Below are 16,916 nucleotides of genomic sequence, written 5' to 3' on the forward strand. Positions count from 1 at the left end.
GAAGCCTCGGTGACCGCAGCCCTCTGCAAATGCTCAGCGACGACAGTGATTTCAAATCGTTGCAACAAGCGGCTGCGGCGTGGGCAGCAGAGTGGTCACGCACTGCCGTCAAAATGTACGAAGGCCTGCACGACACAGAGCCGACTGATGTTGAGCCACTGTACACAGCAGTTGCGGTGATTGACCCTCGTAAATCATCGTTGGAACGCGCATCCGAAGCGCTCCAATTACACGGTATGAATAGCCTCTCCGGCCGTACCCTGACACTCGAAATTTCTCTCTCTTCATCGCGCGTCAAACAACTGAGTGCTCCTTGTCAACACAGGAAGCTTGATGACGAAGAAGCCGGCACGAGTGTCTGCTCGTGCCGGCTTTTCACAGTAGCGATAATGCTATCGGCGACGATTGTTCACGAGGGCAGCCGGAACGAAGAGGACAAGCAGCCCTCCGATAACGAGGCTCACTGCCAGCGCAAGCACCCCGGCGCCCGCCGAGCCAGAAGCTTGCTTGATGACCCCAATCAGCGACGGGCTGACCACGCCGGAGATACTGCCGACCGAGTTGGCCAATGCCAATCCTGCAGCTGCGGCTGCGCCACCGAGGAAGGCGGGAGGAATAACCCAGAACTGCGAGATGGTGGTCATTACGCCCATTGTGCCCACCGTCAACGCAATCATCGCCGCCAAGGTTGAACCCGAGAACCATACGCTCATCGCGAGACCAAACGCGCCAACGAGTCCCGGGACAATTAGATGCCAACGACGTTCGCCTGTGCGGTCTGAATTGTGACTTACCAACACCATTGCCAGCGCACCGGCGGCGTAGGGAACCGCAGTCAGCAAGCCCACATGGAACGGGTCAGATACGCCGCTTGATTTAATCAGAGTAGGAAGCCAGAAGCTGACGCCATACAAGCCCATTGTGTAGAAGAAGTAGACGGCGCTGACCAGAAGTACCTTCGGACTCAGCAATCCATCCTTCAGGGAATGCAACGCGCTCGCGGGAGCTTCCTCCTTGAGCTTTTCTTCAATCAAATCCTTTTGCTCTTCGCTCAGCCACTTCGCGTCGCGTACCTTGTCGTCAAGGTAGAAGAATGCGACGATACCCAGCAGCGCAGTCGGAACTCCCTCGACCAGAAAAAGCCATTGCCAGCCGGCAAATCCGTGCGAACCGTTGAATGCCGTCATAATCCAGCCGGACAGCGGCCCTCCAATCACGCCGGACATGGGGATGCCAGTGAGGAAAAGTGCGGTAACTTTCGAACGCCGCGATGCCGGGAACCAGTAGGTCAGGTAAAGCACAATTGCGGGAAAGAAGCCCGCTTCAGCAATGCCAAGGAGAAACCGCATCACATAGAACATTGTCGGAGTGTTGACGAACATCATTGCGGCTGAGATAAGACCCCATGTCACCATGATTCGCGCAATCCAGCGCCGCGGCCCGACACGCAAGAGCAGCAAATTGCTTGGAACTTCAAAGAGTAGATAACCGACAAAAAAGACGCTTGCGCCAAATCCGTAGACCGCTTCGCTAAAGCCAAGGTCGCTCAGCATCTGGAGCTTGGCGAAAGCGACGTTGATGCGGTCAAGATAGGCAAACAGATAACAGACAAACAGGAACGGTAGTAGGCGCCATGTCGCTTTCGTAAAAGCGGACATGTCCGCGCTTTCCACGTAGGTGGCGGGGATATGGGAACTCACGGTGTGTCTCCTAGAGGCCTTCGTGTAAGCGGCGGGTGTCTGATTTTTTGACTCTTCTCCGCCGAAGTGTGATTCTTGCGCGCGCTTCAAACTATCGGCGCGCACGAGCTTGCACTGCGCTCTCTGATTAGTCGAACATATCCTGCTGGGTATTAACCAGGTCGCTCCAGATGGTCTGGAAGTGCAACCAGCCAATGTAGTCGCTGCCCACGTGCTCACGGCTGTAACGGGCGCGCTCCGGTGTGACTTCCTTCGGGGTAATACCGGTGGCTTCAATCATCAACTGCTGCTGGCAGCAGCGCTCGAGCGCGATGAACCAGAACGCGGCTGAATCGATGCTGTGACGGCTCGCGGTCAGGAGCCCGTGATTCTGGTGGATGGCAGCTTTGACGCCTGCGAAGGAATTCGCGACCTTGTTGCCACCCCTGACTTCCACCGCGACCTTGCCGGCCTCGTCACCAATGACGACGTGGTCTTCATAGAATGCCGCTGCGTCTTGCGAAATCGGGGCCAGCGGCCTGCCGAGCGAGGCGAATGCAGTTCCGTATGTCGTGTGCGCATGGCACATGGCGACGATATCCTGATGTTGCTCGTGGACCGCTGCATGCAGGACGAAGCCTGCGCGGTTGATGGCGTATTCACCTTCGACGACGTTGCCCTGATGGTCTGCACAGATGAGATTCGACATCTTCACCTGCGAGAAGTGGACGGCCATCGGGTTCGTCCAGTACAGGCCCGGGTTTTCCGGGTCACGAACCGTCAGGTGACCGGCGAAGCCGTAGTCAAAGCCCTGAAGGGCGAACGCGCGGCACGCGGCAACCAGACGCTCCTTCAGATAGGTGCGATGCTCCTGCGCGCTCTTGAATTTGGGCATCGTGGGGAAAATCAACCCCTCCTGGTCCGGCTCGTAAATCGAGATTCTTCCCGGTTTGAGAATCGATTCCTGCTTGGTTTCCGATTGTGCTTCAGAGACTGTTGACATCAGATGCTCCTTCATCGAGTTGGGGAACGCTAGACAAACGACTGTTCTTCACAATGTACGCGTGCGATTTACATATTAAATTCGTACAGCTTATTGATGAAACTAATTCGGCCGGATGGCGGCGAAATGACTATGGAGTGCCAGGACCAAGCGCCCCCTCGCAGATGGCATCAGCGAGAGTGTTGTAAACCTCGTCGACGTAATCGGTGCGCGACTGAATCTTGAGCAACTTCGATGTCATCTTGTACTCCGTTGCTGTTGAGTCGGCGTCCACGCTTGAGCGTCTTCAGGACGTCCTTGCGTGACAAGGCCCGAAAACCTAGTTCTTTGAGCGGTCGACGAGCGCGTTCTTGCTAATCCAAGGCATCATTGCGCGCAGCTTCGAACCCACGACTTCAATCTGGTGTGAGGACGTGATGCGTCGGCGGGCCTGAAGCGTCGGAGCACCAGCCTTGTTTTCGAGAATGAAGCTCTTCGCGTATTCACCTGTCTGAATGTCGTGAAGAACTGCTTTCATTGCATTCTTCGTTTCTGCCGTCACGATTCGCGGACCTGTGACGTACTCACCGAACTCGGCATTGTTCGAGATGCCGTAGTTCATATTGCTGATGCCACCTTCGTAGATGAGGTCCACGATGAGCTTAACTTCGTGAAGACATTCGAAGTACGCCATCTCTGCAGAGTAGCCAGCTTCCACGAGGACTTCGAAACCTGCCTTGATTAGGTCGACAAGGCCGCCGCAGAGAACTGCCTGCTCACCGAAGAGGTCGGTCTCGGTTTCTTCAAGGAAGCTAGTTTCGATGATGCCTGCACGGCCGCCACCATTTGCCGCCGCGTACGCGAGGGCAATATCGCGGGCAGACCCAGACTTGTCCTGCGCAACCGCGATGAGATGCGGAACACCACCGCCCGAGGCGTAGGTGCTTCGAACGGTATGTCCCGGTGCTTTCGGGGCCACCATCATCACGTCGAGGTCAGCGCGCGGGTTGACCTGGCCGTAATGGATGTTGAAACCATGTGCGAAACCGAGTACCGCCCCATTGCGAGCGTTCGGCTCGACTTCCGCCCGATAGACTCCGGCGATTTGCTCGTCGGGCAACAGCATCATGACGATGTCGGCTTCCTTGACTGCGTCGGCAATGCTTTTCACGGGTAGGCCAGCGGCTTTTGCCTTCTCCCAAGACGGGCCTTTGCGCAATCCGACGCACACATTGATTCCGCTGTCCTTCAGGTTGAGCGCGTGGGCGTGACCCTGCGAACCGTAGCCGATGATTGCGACGCTTCGGTTCTTCAGAAGGGCAAGGTCGGCATCTTTATCGTAGAAGACTTTCATGCTATTTCCAGATTTGTGCACCAATGGGTGCGTATTTGAGCGATAACGCGTTGAAGTCGAACCACGCGGGAGACGCAGTCCGGGTTCAGTTTGTTCGTGGTTACAGGTCGAGCACCAAGGTCTTGCTCACCGGTCTGGAGACACAAATCGTGAGGAATTCCTTTCGGTCGGCGTCATCCAAGATGAAATCGTTGTGCTCGACTTCGCCTTCGAGATAGCGAACCTTGCAGGTCGCGCACAGGCCGGCGCAGCATGAGGTGGGAACCTCGATACCCGCCTCATTCAGTGCTTCGCTGAAGTTCTGGCTGGGTCCAACATGTACGACCTGGCCCGTGCTGGCAATCGTGACGTCGCATCCGTCCTGATGTTCAACGTCAGTGGGCTCCCGATTCGGTTGCTCGGGTGCCTTGAAATGCTCGAAGTGCACGGTGCCTTTCGGCCAATGATTTGCTGCGTCAGCACAAGCCGCCATGAACCCGCCCGGGCCGCAGTAATACACATGCGTGCCTGGCGTAGGCTCGTGCAACAGCGCGCGTAAGTCCAGACGGTTCGTCACTTCGCCATCGTCGAAGTGATAGCGGAGCCTTCCTGAGCGCTGCATGCGTTCGAGTTCTGGACCGAAGGCCGCGGCTTCCGCGCTTCGGGCGCAATAGTGCATTACAAAATCAATGCCGCGCTCTTCCAGTTCGTGTGCCATCGCCTTCAACGGCGTGACGCCGATGCCGCCGGCAATCATGATGACCTTTTTCGCGTCTTCGGAAAGCGGAAAGTGATTCCGGGGCTTGCTGATGGTAACAATGTCCCCAGCGGCGATGCTTTCGTGAACCGCGCGCGAGCCGCCACGACCGTTGTCGTCCTTGAGTACGGCGATGACATAGCGGTTGCGCTCGGCGGGCGGGTTGCAGAGAGAGTACTGCCTGATGGCGCCGTTCTTCAGGTGCATGTCGATGTGCGAACCGGCTTCAAAGCGGGGTAGTGCCTTTCCGTTCAGACTTGTGAGTTCGTACGAATTGATACCTTTGCCTTCGTAACGAATCTGCGTCACACGAACATCGAGCGTAGCGGCTTCGATATCTTCAACCGCTTCTTCTCTTTCCAATACTGTGTCCATGGTCATTTCCTTCCTGGCGAGTAGCCAGCCGCAGGTGCTCGCGACTGGTACCGGTGCGCACCGACTCGCAGGAGTGGTGCGCCAGCCGTGTTAGCCCTTAAGCGACTGTTCGAGTTCTTCGAACTTGTTGCGGACGAACTCACCGCGTTCTTCACCCTTCATACCGTCGCTTTCGGTGAGAATCTGGACGACCGTCTTCAGAACCTTGCGACGACGCGCAACTTCTTCTTCGAGCGTTGCGCCTTCGGCGATTTCGAAGACGTTGCCTGAGCAGAAGCTATTAGGGGAGCCGCCCAAGGCACGGAACCATTCGGCGAAACCTTGAGCGGATGCCGCTGCATTCGTGCCGCGAACTGCGTCACGCAGCATCTTGCGAAACTGATAGAGGCCCGCATCGAACTTCGTCGGGTTTTCCAGCGCGTGGACTGCGATGGGGCGCTGGCTGATGATGGCTTCGTAGTCGCCCGGTGCGTATTGAGCCTGCTTGTAAATCGCGCGTTCACGATGATTCGGCGGAATCGGGGGCATGTCTTCGAGCTTGTATTTGCCGAAGCGCTCCGGACGGCGCATCGCGACCTGGCCTTCGAGGAAGTCGATGGTCTCGTAGCCGACCATTTCCTTGTTACCCACGCCTCGGGTGTCGATGCCCGGGCCCATGACACGCCAGCCAATCATCTTGCTGTTTTCGTCATCGACGGGCACCGTCCAGCGGATGATATGGAAGCGGCTAAAGTACTTTTTCTTCGAGCCATCTTCCGACGTGTATGCGTGCAGGCTCAGGTTCGGAAGGACCTGGTGCTGGACGCGCACAAACAACCTGTCCTTGTTGACACGACGCGCGCCGGCACACGCGAGGCTGCGACCGCCTTGAACCGGCACGAAGTTCATGTCGGGGGCAACTTCCATCGACGCAGCACCGACTTCGTCGAACGTCGTTCCCTGGTAATTTCCGTCGACAACATTCTTGCCGGCGTGCAGCGCCGTGGGGTGATAGTTGTCCGCTGCGTTGTCCTGAACCTGCAGCCAGTTGCAGTGTTGGAAGTTGCTGTACGGGACCAACTCGTCGCCGGGCATCACGGTGTAATCGCCTTCCCATTCCGGGAACGGCGGCTCTTCTTCCGGCGGGCCCATGTAGGCAAAGACGAGGCCATTGCGCTCAACGGCCTTGTAAGCGCCCTGGCGAATCGAGCATGCGTACCTCTCGGCCTCCTTTTCTTCGCCCTTCGGGAACGGCACGTGGAGGCACGCTCCGTCCACATCGAACACCATGCCGTGATAGCAACACATGATGCCGCGCTCCTGGATGGCGCCGTATTCGAGCGACGCGCCACGGTGCACGCAATGCGCATGCAGCACGCCGACACGGCCGCTCTTGTCGCGGAACGCGACGAGCTCTTCGTTCATGATTTTGAGGAAGCGGGGCGTGTCGGTCAGTTCCATCGACATACACACCGGATGCCAGAACCGGCGCATGAATTCGCCCGTCGGGGTGCCTGGCCCCGTTTCGGTGAGCTCGGGGTCGTGCTCGGGTGTACGGTTCGCGTAGTAACCGCCGAACGGAATCAGCTTCTTGGCGACCAGAGCCGAATCTCCTCCGGTGCGCTTCTGTTCATCCACCTTGTCCGATTTGACGCTCATGACTTCCTGCCTCCAAGAATTGATGGGACCACACTCACATGTTATCGCCAGAACCGTCTACCGACTACCGTGTTCTGAACTCTGTATCCAAAGATTAAGGGCGCATTGCGCTAATGTCTCTATGGGTAAACACCCAGGCGTAGGATTTTTGCGGTCTAGGGAGGCGCGTGGCAGCGTCGCCCGGGGAATGAGCGCCTTCGAGGGTGACGGGGCAAGTTATTGAATTTGTGTGATTTTCGACGTTCTCTTTCCATCGAGTCGCACGTGGAACGTGAATCCGCGTCGCGCTACGAAGCCGTTATGCCGCTGGCTGAGACGGTCCTCCCGTTTTCTGAGCACAAGTACGCGCCTGTTTTTCAACCCGCATTTGAGGTTCGGCTGTCGACTTTGAACAATCGGCGCCGTCCTCTATGTCCTTGGTGTTTGTACGGATATGCCGCCCTTCTTCGAACGCCTACGCTCTCTGTATACCGTAGTCGGTAGCCGGAATGCATTCGCTTGAGCCATCGCCGACTGTTTCAATCTGGAGACAAAAGGAACAAACGCGATGAAAATGCGCGATTACCTAATGGTGTCAGAAGGCGTGGCGCCTGCACGGATGGCATACCCGATTGGCGAGACGGGCTTTTCCTTCAAGGAAACCGAACGGCCCAATTCGGCGCTCACTTTGTGGATAGACGCAGATGCGATTCCGCTGGCGGCCCGTGCAGTCTTGCAATCAAAAGGGCAGTTTGAAGCACTGACCGGTCTGCTACGTGTGCTAACCGAGGTTGACGGATTCGGGCGGTTTCGCGCCGGATGGGTTCTTGGTCGGACGACCGGTGGGCTTGTGTCGATTGTCGTGCGGGATGCAAAGTACTGCAGCGCGAAAGGCCTGCATGATGATGCTGCCTTCGGCATCAGACAAGCCGAGAGGTATTGCGCGACTTCTGCTGTCGTACTTGTTCAGCAAAGTGATGCGAACGGTGGTCGCGAGGCACGGGAGGCGCTTGAAAGCGCGTTCATGGCGAGCTATGTGCAACCGGACCTGTTGTACGAATCCAGGCTCCATTCGGAAATCCCGCTCTGGTTCGCGTGCTTGTCCCCAGTCGTCCGTTGATACCGATGGACAGCAGGGCAAATGTGTCCCCTTTGATTTCAGACAACCCATCGCGCCTGGCAATGCTGGTAAGCTGACAGTATTCTGTATTCACAGTGCTTGTCATCATGCCAGCCAAACTCTTGAAATTGCAGTCGCGACCAGACTATGTAGACGAAGTCTACAGAGTGCTGCTGGACGCCATTAGCGAGGGCTCGCTTGCTCCGGGAACGCGCATCGTTCAGGAGGAAATCGCGGAGCAACTCGCGGTATCTCGGTCGCCCGTGCTGCAGGCATTTCGGCTCTTGAAGAAGGACGGTCTGGTCGAGGACGCACCCGGACGCGGGTTGCAGGTTGCGCCGCTCGACGCGCGACGAGTCGGTCACCTCTACGAACTGAGAGGCGCGCTGGACGCCCTTGCTGCCCGTCTGGCCGCGAAGCAGCGGGTTAAGCTGGATAAGTCTTTGATTGCTAACGGCCGCAAGGCATCGAAGGGCGGCGACATCAAGGCCATGATTGAGGCTGACATGGCTTTTCACACTGCTATCTATTCGGCGTCTGGGAATCCATTGATAGTCGAGAATGCGCGTCTTCATTGGATACATCTGCGGCGCGTGATGGGCGCCGTTCATCAGGTAGTAGGCCAGCGCAAGACAGTCTGGGACGAACACGCCGCGATAGCTGACGCTATCGCAGATGGAAACGAAGCGCTTGCCGCTGAACTCAGCATGCGACACACAGAATTCGCGCGAGAAAACCTGGTACAGCACATGACCGCATCTGCCGGTCGCGAAAATGGTGCTCAAGGCTCGGTCACCTGACGGCCTACAGCAACCGCCGTCTTAACTTCTTCTCAACCGGCGGCAGTCGATGCGCTGCCGGTGACACTCCTCCCTCGTGACTCGTGCGGACGATGCGCGCCAAACCTCGGCGTCGCTGCTGCATTGCTCTTTCGAACGAACGTGGCCGCCCTCACGATAAGGACGGCAGCGACGAAGACGGCCGGAGACGAAAAAGACTTCCCCCGCCGAAGTCGAGTTCTTGCCGCGAAACCTCCCCAGCCTATCAAGCGCGCGACACCGAAAACGGGCGTCAAAGAGGCGCTACCAGCAAAGGTCCGGGCACGCAAGTGAGACGCTTCGTCGAATCGACGGGCAATTGAGGGCAAGCGGTCACAAAGTCATTGGATGCAAGTAATGCCCGGGCGGACGTTTAGTCAGGACGCTCATTCATTGCGACAGCAGACATTGGCGAAATGCGGGATGGTGCGTTTGCTGGTTATCGGGTGGGCCTTCAGGAGCAGATGCTTAGTGACGTCGGTGACAAAGTAGTCGTGGCCGACTGACCGGATTGCCGCACTGTTGTCCTGGCTGCCGGCGGGCCTATTGATACCGAAAGCAGAAAAGGCGACGCCGTGCGTGTTCGTCGGTGCTGGCGTGGGCGCGACGTCGGTCAGCCGAGGCTTCAATCAAACCTATTGCGGCGTCACGCGGGCGGACTCGGCGCGAAGCGGGCTACCGGCGTTTAATCCGGACGGCGGCCTGGAGCAGGTCACGAGCGGGGCGGCGGCCATTTGCCGTAACGAAGTAATCGAGGCTGCTTACCTGCATCACGCGGTATCTGCTGCTTCCCGCGGCCCTCGCCGTTCTCCAATATGGGTGCGTGACTTATGTTTTGAGGAGAAAGGTCGTGGAACTGCTACGTATGGTCGGCATGGTTTTGGCCAGTTTCTTCGGCGTGCGCAAGCGTGCAAACCATGAAGCCGATTTGGCCAAGGTCAACATGGTGCTGCTACCCTTTGTCGCAGTAGCGCTGGCTCTAATGATTGGGTTGCTCATCCTTGGTGTAGTCGAGCTGATTGTCAATGGAACAAGTTCAGCGCAGGGTTTTTGACTGCGGACATGTGTCGCAGCGCGCGTCTGTGCTTCGCGACATCGTCAGGCGCGAACTCCGGGTGAGTCCAGAATCTCGGCAAGTGCTCGAACTGCATTTTCGAAGCGGGCATCCCAAGGGTGCCCGAAATTGAGCCGTACGCAGTTCTGAAAAGCGTGTGTCGCCGAGAACATTGGGCCTGGCGCAATGCTGACGCCGCGTTCGCTCGCCAGCGTGTGAAGCTCCATCGCGTTGACAGACTGTGGGAGTTGCAGCCACAGCATGTAGCCTCCGTGTGGGCGCGTCCACTTGACCGCGTCGGGCAGCCATCGGTGCAGCGCGGCCTCCATCTGTCCAAGTTGCGTTTGAAGCGATGAGCGTAGCGAGCGCAGATGCCTGTCGTAGCCGCCGTTCTCCAGGTAGTCGGCTATGCCAGCTTGGGCGGGGATACTTGCACACAGTGTTGTCATTAGCTTGAGTCGCCGAACTTTGTCGGCAAATCGGCCCGCTGTGGCCCATCCAACCCGGTAACCGGGTGCGAGCGTCTTCGAGAACGAGCTGCAATGCATGACGAGTCCTTCAGTATCGAACGCCTTTGCTGGCAGGGGACGGTCGCGGCTGAAATGGAGCTCCTGATAAACGTCGTCCTCAATGAGCGGAACCTGCTTTTGACGCAGCATTTCAACCAGAGCCCGCTTCTTTTCAATCGACAAGGAGGTTCCCGTCGGATTCTGGAAGTTGGGCATGAACCAGCAAGCTCGGATGGGGTGCTGCTCTAGTGCGCGTCGCAGTGCGCCCAGGTCTAGGCCCGAGACTGGGTTCACGGGAATTTCGACTGCTCTCAGGTCCAAACGCTCGATTGCTTGCAAGGCGGCATAGAACCCCGGCGACTCTACGGCCACGGCGTCGCCTGGCCGCGTGACTGCCATCAGACAGAGATTCAATGCTTCCAAAGCTCCGTTGGTCACAACGATTTCTTTGGATGCGACTGCGAGCCCAATTCCCACATATCGCAACCTGATTTGTTGGCGAAGACGGTCGCTGCCAGGAAGGTCTTCAACCGTGCTCCAGGGACTGAGCGAGCGCGTTCCGGCAACGAGCGATTTCAACAGCCGCGACGACGGAAACAGCGTTGGCGAAGGAAAGGCCGAGCCCAACGGCACAATATCGGGATGCTGCGTCGATTCCAGGACCGAGAACACGAGGTCGCTGATGTCGACTTTCTTTGGCGCGTCGTCCTGCTTCTGCTTGGGGACCTCAGCGTGAACTGCCGCGCCTGGCGTAACGAAGTAGCCGGCACGCTCCTCCGCGCGGACTAAACCCCATTGCTCGAGCAGATAGTAGGCTCGGAAGACCGTCGTCTGACTGACGCCATATTGCGAGATGATTTGGCGCAACGACGGAAGCCGGGCGCCCACCGGAATTTGGCCCGCGCGGATTTGTTCTGCCAGGTTGTTAGCAATGGTTTCAAACCGAGTCATTGTTGGACCTTGGTGCGCGTTATCCAAGCCGGACCCGCAGCACTGCTTGACACGAGGAGCCACGAGTCGTCTCTCAGGCTGCATGCTACCCCGGAATGAACGTCTCTCAGGTCGCCGAGCCTGCCACGGCCCACTGCTACGCAGAAATCGTCGGCAACTGCTCCTTCCGGGTTGGTCTTGACGCATCTACCGTCGCTGTTTACCTCGCGCGCGCCAAGCGCGCGTTTGGAAGGACGTGACTGGAGAAGCTCATCACCCATGTATCGATATACCGAGTTCGACAAAGCCTTCGTCAAAAGCCGTGCAGCGCAGTTTCGCGACCAGCTAAAGCGGTGGCAAAGCGGGCAACTGAGCGAAGACGATTTTCGCCCGCTGAGACTTCAGAACGGATGGTACGTGCAGAGGCACGCCCCGATGCTGCGTGTGGCGGTTCCTTATGGTGAGTTGTCGAGCGCGCAATTGCGCGCTCTCGCCCGCATCGCACGCGAATACGATACCCCGACCGAATCTGTGTACCGCAGCGCCATGGAAGCTCAGGCAAAGCTCGGTTCGACGCAGCTGCCAACGAATACCGCGCACTTCACCACCCGGACGAACGTCCAATTCAACTGGATTCCCTTGGCCAAAGCTGCCGATGTCATGGACCTGCTGGCGTCTGTCGACATGCACGGCATTCAGACGAGCGGAAACTGCATCCGAAACATTTCATGCGACGAGCGTGCTGGCGTGGCCGTTGACGAAATTGCCGACCCACGGCCTTTCGCTGAGCTGATGCGGCAGTGGACAACACTGCACCCTGAATTTGCCTATCTGCCGCGGAAATTCAAGATTGCAGTCACCGGAGCCACCGATGACCGAGCGGCGACCGACTGGCACGACGTAGGTCTCCGACTGGTGCGAAACAGCTCGGGCGACCTGGGATTCCGCGTTTCGGTCGGCGGTGGTATGGGCCGAACGCCAATGATTGCGACGGTTCTGCGGGAGTTCCTGCCATGGAACCAAATCATGAACTACATTGAAGCGGTCGTGCGGGTGTATAACCGCTACGGCAGGCGCGACAACAAGTACAAGGCGCGCATCAAGATTCTGGTAAAGGCGGAAGGGCAGCGCTACGTTGCCGACGTCGAGCAGGAGTTCCGGCAAATCGTCGAACTTGACGGCGCTCCGCACACCATCACACAAGCAGAACTCGACCGTGTGACCGCCGCATTTGTGCCGCCCGAGACAGTCACCGAGACTACCTGGAGTCCGCAAGCCGATGCACCCGCCGTCTCGGACCGTTTCGCGCGCTGGATGCGGCAGAACGTGGCGCCACATAGGGAACCGGCGCTGCGCATCGTGACGCTGTCGTTCAAACGGCTGGGCCACGCGCCAGGGGACGCTTCGGCGGAGCAGTTGGAGCGCCTGGCAGACTTGGCAGACCGTTTCTCCGGTGGTGAGGCGCGGGTCACCCACAGCCAGAACATCGTTCTACCCTGGGTGCCCGCGTCCAAGCTATTCGCGCTGTGGGAGGCTGCGAGCGCACTCGGTCTTGCCAGCACAAACATCGGTTTGATGACAGACATCATCGCGTGCCCGGGAGGAGACTTTTGCGCGCTGGCCAATGCGCGTTCGATTCCTGTCGCGCAGGCCCTCGCCGAACGGTATCAAGACATCGACGAACTCGACGACATCGGTGACATCGATGTCCATATCAGCGGATGCATCAACTCCTGCGGCCATCACCATAGCGGGCATATCGGCGTGCTGGGCGTCGACAAGGATGGGAAGGAGTGGTACCAGATTACGTTGGGTGGGGCCGACGGGAGCCAGGCCAGCGGCACCGCGCAGCCAGGCAAGGTAATTGGTCCGTCGTTTTCTGCTGCCGAAGTTCCTGATGCAATCGAGGCCATCCTCGGCACATATCGCGACCTTCGGGAACACCAAGAACAAGGGCGGTACGAACGCTTCATCGAGACGTTGCGTCGCGTCGGCCTTGACCCCTTCAAGGCGGCGGCTAATGGCGCTCGAAACAAAGATGAGGTGCTGGCGTGAACAATATTCCCCGCTTTCAAGTCATCGACAGGCGCGCGGCTCTAGACGCCGGCCAACCCAGCGTTCTGAAGCTGCCCAACGATGCGGACCCCATGACGCTAGCAGGCGAGCTCGCCGGCGTGGAGCGAATTGAACTGCATTTTCCGCATTTCACCGACGGCCGAGCATATAGCCAAGCGTATCTCTTGCGCCGTAGGCTACGCTTCACGGGAGATTTGCGGGCAACGGGTGACGTCCAGGTCGACCAACTGCTGCAGATGGCGCGAACCGGCTTCTCCAGCGCGGTGCTCAACGACGGACTCAACCCGACGGAGGCGGCCCGCCACCTAGAGCAATTTTCTGGCTTCTATCAACGCGACGTCACCGTAGATTCTCTGCCTCTTGTCGCAGCGCGAGCGCTTAACCCTGGTTCAACGTCCGATTGAATGTGTCGTAAAACCACTGCCGCGCCGGCGAGGCCTCAGCGCACCGGAAAAGTTGGAAGAAAAAGCAAGGCGATATTTCGACACTCAGACGGAAGACGACGAACCGTCTACGCTTTAACAACCGGCTCGAGACTAGCTAGGCCTCAATAAGCGTCTGCGCTTGGGCCAAAAGCGCGGATGCCGCGAGAAGCTCCTTGCGCCCCGCCATCGCGAGTGCTGCAGTCGCGGTCTCCCTGAATAGGTTCTCGTCCGAGATTTGTGGAAGACCCTGCTCGGCGATGCGTGCGCGCCGCAGCCGGAGGGACGCCAACATCCCGAGAGCATCCAGTCTCTGCTCTTCCGACGCACCAGCTACTACCAGCTCTACCGCAGCAACCAACCGATTGATTGCACCTTCATATTCCGCTTTGTCCACAACATTTCCCCCGGCTGGTCAGAATATAAGTTCGCCCACTGGGACCGCGTACCGCAGTAGAGCCTACAAGGGCAGAGACAAGTGACGCGAGCGAGTTAGCCGTCGCACTGTTTCGGTTCAAGGTCGGAGTGGTAACGGTCGTGCTCGCATGCGGTGTAATCGGACTCGCCCGGCGACTGGTTGTTCCTAGAGTGACCTTTTGCCAGCACCAGTTGCTGACGCTGCTGATGCTGCCGCACGTCAACAGAAGACCCAAATAGGCTTCTATTGTCCTCCGCAAATCAATGGGTATGCCGATGATGGATGTCGGGAAAGTGGGCGTGCGTATGAGTAATAGGCGCATGCTGATGAGGATGCGTGTGCGGCTCGTCACCGTCCCAATTAAATCCATGCACATGCTGATGGTGCTCGTCGTGCCAGTGTCGATGGTTATGGTCCAGGGCCTCATGAGTGTGAGAATGCTCATGCCGCTCACGGATATGAAGCCAGATTCCCAAAGCCATAAGTACGGTCGCGGTCCAGAAAGACAGCGGTGGTACCTCCGGCCACAGGAAAAGCGATAACGCGACGCCGAACACTGGGGCCACAGAAAAATACGCACCTGTTCGGGCGGTGCCGAGATTTCGAAGGGCGACGACAAAAAGAACGAGGCTCACGCCGTAGCCAGCGAAGCCGGTCAGCATGGCGGCAGCCATCTTTCCGACGCCTGGCAGATGCGCGCCGAGAAGCAGCGCAATGCACACATTGACGGGGCCGGCGACAAGACCTTTCACGCAGGCGATGACCATCGCGTCGTTCGCCGACACCTTCCGCGTCAGATTGTTGTCGACTGCCCAGGCCACGCACGCTGCGACGACGAGCAGTGCGCCGAGCGAAACCGGAGTGTCGCCAGGCTGCCACGAAAGGAGAACGCCGCCTGCCACTATCGCAACCATGCCAAGAAATACCTGCACGTCCACGTTCTCGCGGAACACAACCCAGGCGATTACCGCCGTGAACACACCTTCAAGATTTAGGACCAGAGAACTGGTTGCAGCGGAGGTCGTGGTGAGACCGAGCATCAGCAGCGCAGGCCCAGCGACCCCGCCAGCTGCGATTGCGCCGAGAAGCCAAGGTACTTCAACGACCTGAATCTGGTTTTCGTTCCGGCGTTCTGCAGTCGTGCGACGCAGGCGCTGAACAAGAATTCCGATGGCAAGACCAACGCCACTGCCTAGGTAGAAAAGTCCTGCGACCATGAAAGGCGACAGCGTGCCAAGCAGCGTCTTGGCGAGTGGTGTAGTCGCGCCGAAGAGCGCGGCTGCCAGAAGTGCAGTGAAGGCGGCGTTATGGCGTGTGAACATGGAATAGATGTCTTGGAGCGACCGCTCGGCTAAAAAGATTGTAGGCGCTTGGCCGGCAGGTAGTCATTCATCGCAACCGCCGACGGATACCCCTCCTATAAGTGTCAGCAGGAGAGTATACGGCCCCCGCGGCATATGAAGGATATGCCATGGGGGCACACCATTCATGAAAAACAAAGGCTTCTCAATCGCGTTTGCCGCATCAAGGCAGGCTGGAAATCGCCGGCATGTTCGGCGCCGTGAAAGTACTTGAGCGGCTCGGCGGCAACGACTATCGCGACCCAGGCTGGTTAAACAGCCGAATTGGTGTGTCGGCGTCTGCTGACAAATTTCCCATTCAAACTACCGCGTCATGCCGACCGCCCGGCGCATGGCAGCAGTGATGCCCTGCCGTGCGCGCCAGTAGCCTTCCCACGGGTCAGGTTCTACCGCAATTCAACACGCAAGAGCGCTCCGCGGCATACCGGAGCGTGTTGAATCGTCCTGCGAACACCGCGTTTTTAATGTGCATCATTCGCTGGCCGACGGTCCGTATCGACTTCGTTTGCTGCCTGCTCCCAGAATTGCACGTCCCGCCCTTGGGGGGCACCGGCCTCTTCCCACAATGCTCTGGCGCGGGGGCGAATACGAGCATCACGCTCGGAGCTGCACTCGAGCTCCTCGATGTGCTTGCCGTTTGCATCGACTGACATGGTGACGACATCGTATCCGTTGGCAATCGCCGCCCAACTCGAAACATGCTGGGCTTTCTCAAACTGGGCGATTGCTGCTTGCACGGCCTCCTCCTTCGTCCCTTGGGCCACGGCAACGCGCATTAGCTCACTGTGATGCGGCATTCCCGCATCTCCCAGAACTTCCCTGTAGAAGACGACTTCGTATGGGCGGCGTTCTGAGGCGCCACCCTCCGCATCGCTCATGGAGATGACGCCGACCAGATGTCCATCGCCGTCCGTAACAGCGAGCCTTTGTACATGAGCCGCATGCATTGTCAGTACTGCCGACTCAACTGAGTCGTCTTCGCTGCAATGAATGACGTCCAGCGACATCACGTCGCTGACTTTCATAACGTTTGAGTCGAAACCATCAGCCACGCCGCGCATTGCAATGTCGCGGTCAGTAATCATCCCAAGAACCGTGTCGTCCTGGCACACTGGAAGACACCCAATATTTTCCCGCTTAAGAAGGCGCGCTGCCGCGGCCAATGTCTGGTCCGGTCTAACGCAGACCGCTTCTTTCATCCGTTCTCTAACTAACATGATGCGCCCCTCATTGAAGGTCAATCGCGTAAAAGCCTGCCCGCCGTTCATGCAATTGAGGATGGGTTCGGCGAAGAAGGAGTGGCTGGTTGCGAGCCAAGGCGCGCGCATAGTGCGACACGAGTCCTGCACGCCACTGCGTCCGTTTCAATGGAAGCCGGTGCTTGATGGGGACCTGCGGGCAAGAAGTGTTCGTCGTCTGACGGGCGTGCCGACAGCTATTGCAGTCGGCCATTGGAGCGGCCGGA

At 58.2% G+C, this 16,916-nt stretch carries 16 protein-coding genes; 6 read left to right on the top strand and 10 right to left on the bottom strand.

The window, feature by feature from the left end:
* Nucleotides 1–392: 392 nt before the first annotated feature.
* From BGRAMDRAFT_RS01345 to BGRAMDRAFT_RS01365, 5 genes are all read right to left on the bottom strand, one after another.
* On the bottom strand, nt 393–1,700 hold the full coding sequence (locus BGRAMDRAFT_RS01345; RefSeq protein ID WP_006046823.1) for an MFS transporter: 1,308 nt from the start codon (nt 1,698–1,700) through the stop codon (nt 393–395).
* 127 nt (nt 1,701–1,827) lie between these two features.
* Entirely contained in the window at nt 1,828–2,682 is an 855-nt protein-coding gene (locus BGRAMDRAFT_RS01350; protein ID WP_006046824.1) for a class II aldolase/adducin family protein, read from the bottom strand.
* Between the two features lie 319 nt (nt 2,683–3,001).
* Nucleotides 3,002–4,015: a ketol-acid reductoisomerase gene (gene ilvC / locus BGRAMDRAFT_RS01355; RefSeq protein ID WP_006046826.1), complete on the bottom strand. Its 1,014-nt coding sequence runs from the start codon at nt 4,013–4,015 to the stop codon at nt 3,002–3,004.
* A 100-nt stretch (nt 4,016–4,115) separates the two neighbouring features.
* Nucleotides 4,116–5,126, bottom strand: a complete 1,011-nt coding sequence (locus BGRAMDRAFT_RS01360; protein WP_044020058.1) for a PDR/VanB family oxidoreductase — start codon at nt 5,124–5,126, stop codon at nt 4,116–4,118.
* Nucleotides 5,127–5,216: 90 nt separating this feature from the next.
* Entirely contained in the window at nt 5,217–6,764 is a 1,548-nt protein-coding gene (locus tag BGRAMDRAFT_RS01365; protein ID WP_006046828.1) for a Rieske 2Fe-2S domain-containing protein, read from the bottom strand.
* 547 nt (nt 6,765–7,311) lie between these two features.
* On the opposite strand from BGRAMDRAFT_RS01365, the gene BGRAMDRAFT_RS01370 reads away from it, so the two are divergent.
* Both BGRAMDRAFT_RS01370 and BGRAMDRAFT_RS01375 read left to right on the top strand, forming a co-directional pair.
* Nucleotides 7,312–7,863 (top strand): hypothetical protein, encoded by a 552-nt coding sequence (locus BGRAMDRAFT_RS01370; RefSeq protein ID WP_006046829.1) that lies wholly within the window; start codon nt 7,312–7,314, stop codon nt 7,861–7,863.
* Between the two features lie 107 nt (nt 7,864–7,970).
* Entirely contained in the window at nt 7,971–8,663 is a 693-nt protein-coding gene (locus BGRAMDRAFT_RS01375; RefSeq protein WP_006046830.1) for a GntR family transcriptional regulator, read from the top strand.
* 404 nt (nt 8,664–9,067) lie between these two features.
* On the opposite strand, the gene BGRAMDRAFT_RS34355 is transcribed toward BGRAMDRAFT_RS01375, so the two are convergent.
* The gene (locus BGRAMDRAFT_RS34355; protein ID WP_157140566.1) at nt 9,068–9,310 is read right to left on the bottom strand and encodes a hypothetical protein; all 243 of its coding nucleotides are present in this window, start codon (nt 9,308–9,310) and stop codon (nt 9,068–9,070) included.
* On the opposite strand from BGRAMDRAFT_RS34355, the gene BGRAMDRAFT_RS33445 reads away from it, so the two are divergent.
* Entirely contained in the window at nt 9,279–9,602 is a 324-nt protein-coding gene (locus tag BGRAMDRAFT_RS33445; protein WP_232292220.1) for a MipA/OmpV family protein, read from the top strand. The two genes, BGRAMDRAFT_RS34355 and BGRAMDRAFT_RS33445, sit on opposite strands and share 32 nt — an antisense overlap.
* Nucleotides 9,532–9,735: a DUF2970 domain-containing protein gene (locus BGRAMDRAFT_RS01380; RefSeq protein WP_006046831.1), complete on the top strand. Its 204-nt coding sequence runs from the start codon at nt 9,532–9,534 to the stop codon at nt 9,733–9,735. The genes BGRAMDRAFT_RS33445 and BGRAMDRAFT_RS01380 overlap by 71 nt, the downstream gene beginning before the upstream one ends.
* Before the next feature lie 44 nt (nt 9,736–9,779).
* Here BGRAMDRAFT_RS01380 and BGRAMDRAFT_RS01385 read toward each other — a convergent pair whose 3' ends face one another.
* Complete coding sequence (locus BGRAMDRAFT_RS01385) at nt 9,780–11,195, bottom strand: aminotransferase-like domain-containing protein (protein ID WP_006046832.1); 1,416 nt, start codon at nt 11,193–11,195, stop codon at nt 9,780–9,782.
* A 258-nt stretch (nt 11,196–11,453) separates the two neighbouring features.
* Here BGRAMDRAFT_RS01385 and BGRAMDRAFT_RS01390 point away from each other — a divergent pair, with 258 nt between their 5' ends.
* The gene (locus BGRAMDRAFT_RS01390; RefSeq protein ID WP_006046833.1) at nt 11,454–13,229 is read left to right on the top strand and encodes a nitrite/sulfite reductase; all 1,776 of its coding nucleotides are present in this window, start codon (nt 11,454–11,456) and stop codon (nt 13,227–13,229) included.
* Complete coding sequence (locus tag BGRAMDRAFT_RS01395) at nt 13,226–13,654, top strand: DUF934 domain-containing protein (protein ID WP_006046834.1); 429 nt, start codon at nt 13,226–13,228, stop codon at nt 13,652–13,654. Before BGRAMDRAFT_RS01390 ends, BGRAMDRAFT_RS01395 begins: the two co-directional genes overlap by 4 nt.
* A gap of 136 nt (nt 13,655–13,790) precedes the next feature.
* Here BGRAMDRAFT_RS01395 and BGRAMDRAFT_RS01400 read toward each other — a convergent pair whose 3' ends face one another.
* The 3 genes from BGRAMDRAFT_RS01400 to BGRAMDRAFT_RS33170 form a co-directional block, all read right to left on the bottom strand.
* Nucleotides 13,791–14,069: a hypothetical protein gene (locus tag BGRAMDRAFT_RS01400; protein WP_044020060.1), complete on the bottom strand. Its 279-nt coding sequence runs from the start codon at nt 14,067–14,069 to the stop codon at nt 13,791–13,793.
* A gap of 281 nt (nt 14,070–14,350) precedes the next feature.
* A complete protein-coding gene (locus BGRAMDRAFT_RS01405) occupies nt 14,351–15,412 on the bottom strand; it encodes a DMT family transporter (RefSeq protein ID WP_006046836.1) in 1,062 nt (353 codons plus the stop codon).
* A 500-nt stretch (nt 15,413–15,912) separates the two neighbouring features.
* On the bottom strand, nt 15,913–16,779 hold the full coding sequence (locus tag BGRAMDRAFT_RS33170) for a CBS domain-containing protein (protein ID WP_052303179.1): 867 nt from the start codon (nt 16,777–16,779) through the stop codon (nt 15,913–15,915).
* Nucleotides 16,780–16,916 lie beyond the last annotated feature (137 nt).

It is taken from the genome of Paraburkholderia graminis C4D1M, from assembly GCF_000172415.1.
Taxonomy (GTDB): domain Bacteria; phylum Pseudomonadota; class Gammaproteobacteria; order Burkholderiales; family Burkholderiaceae; genus Paraburkholderia; species Paraburkholderia graminis.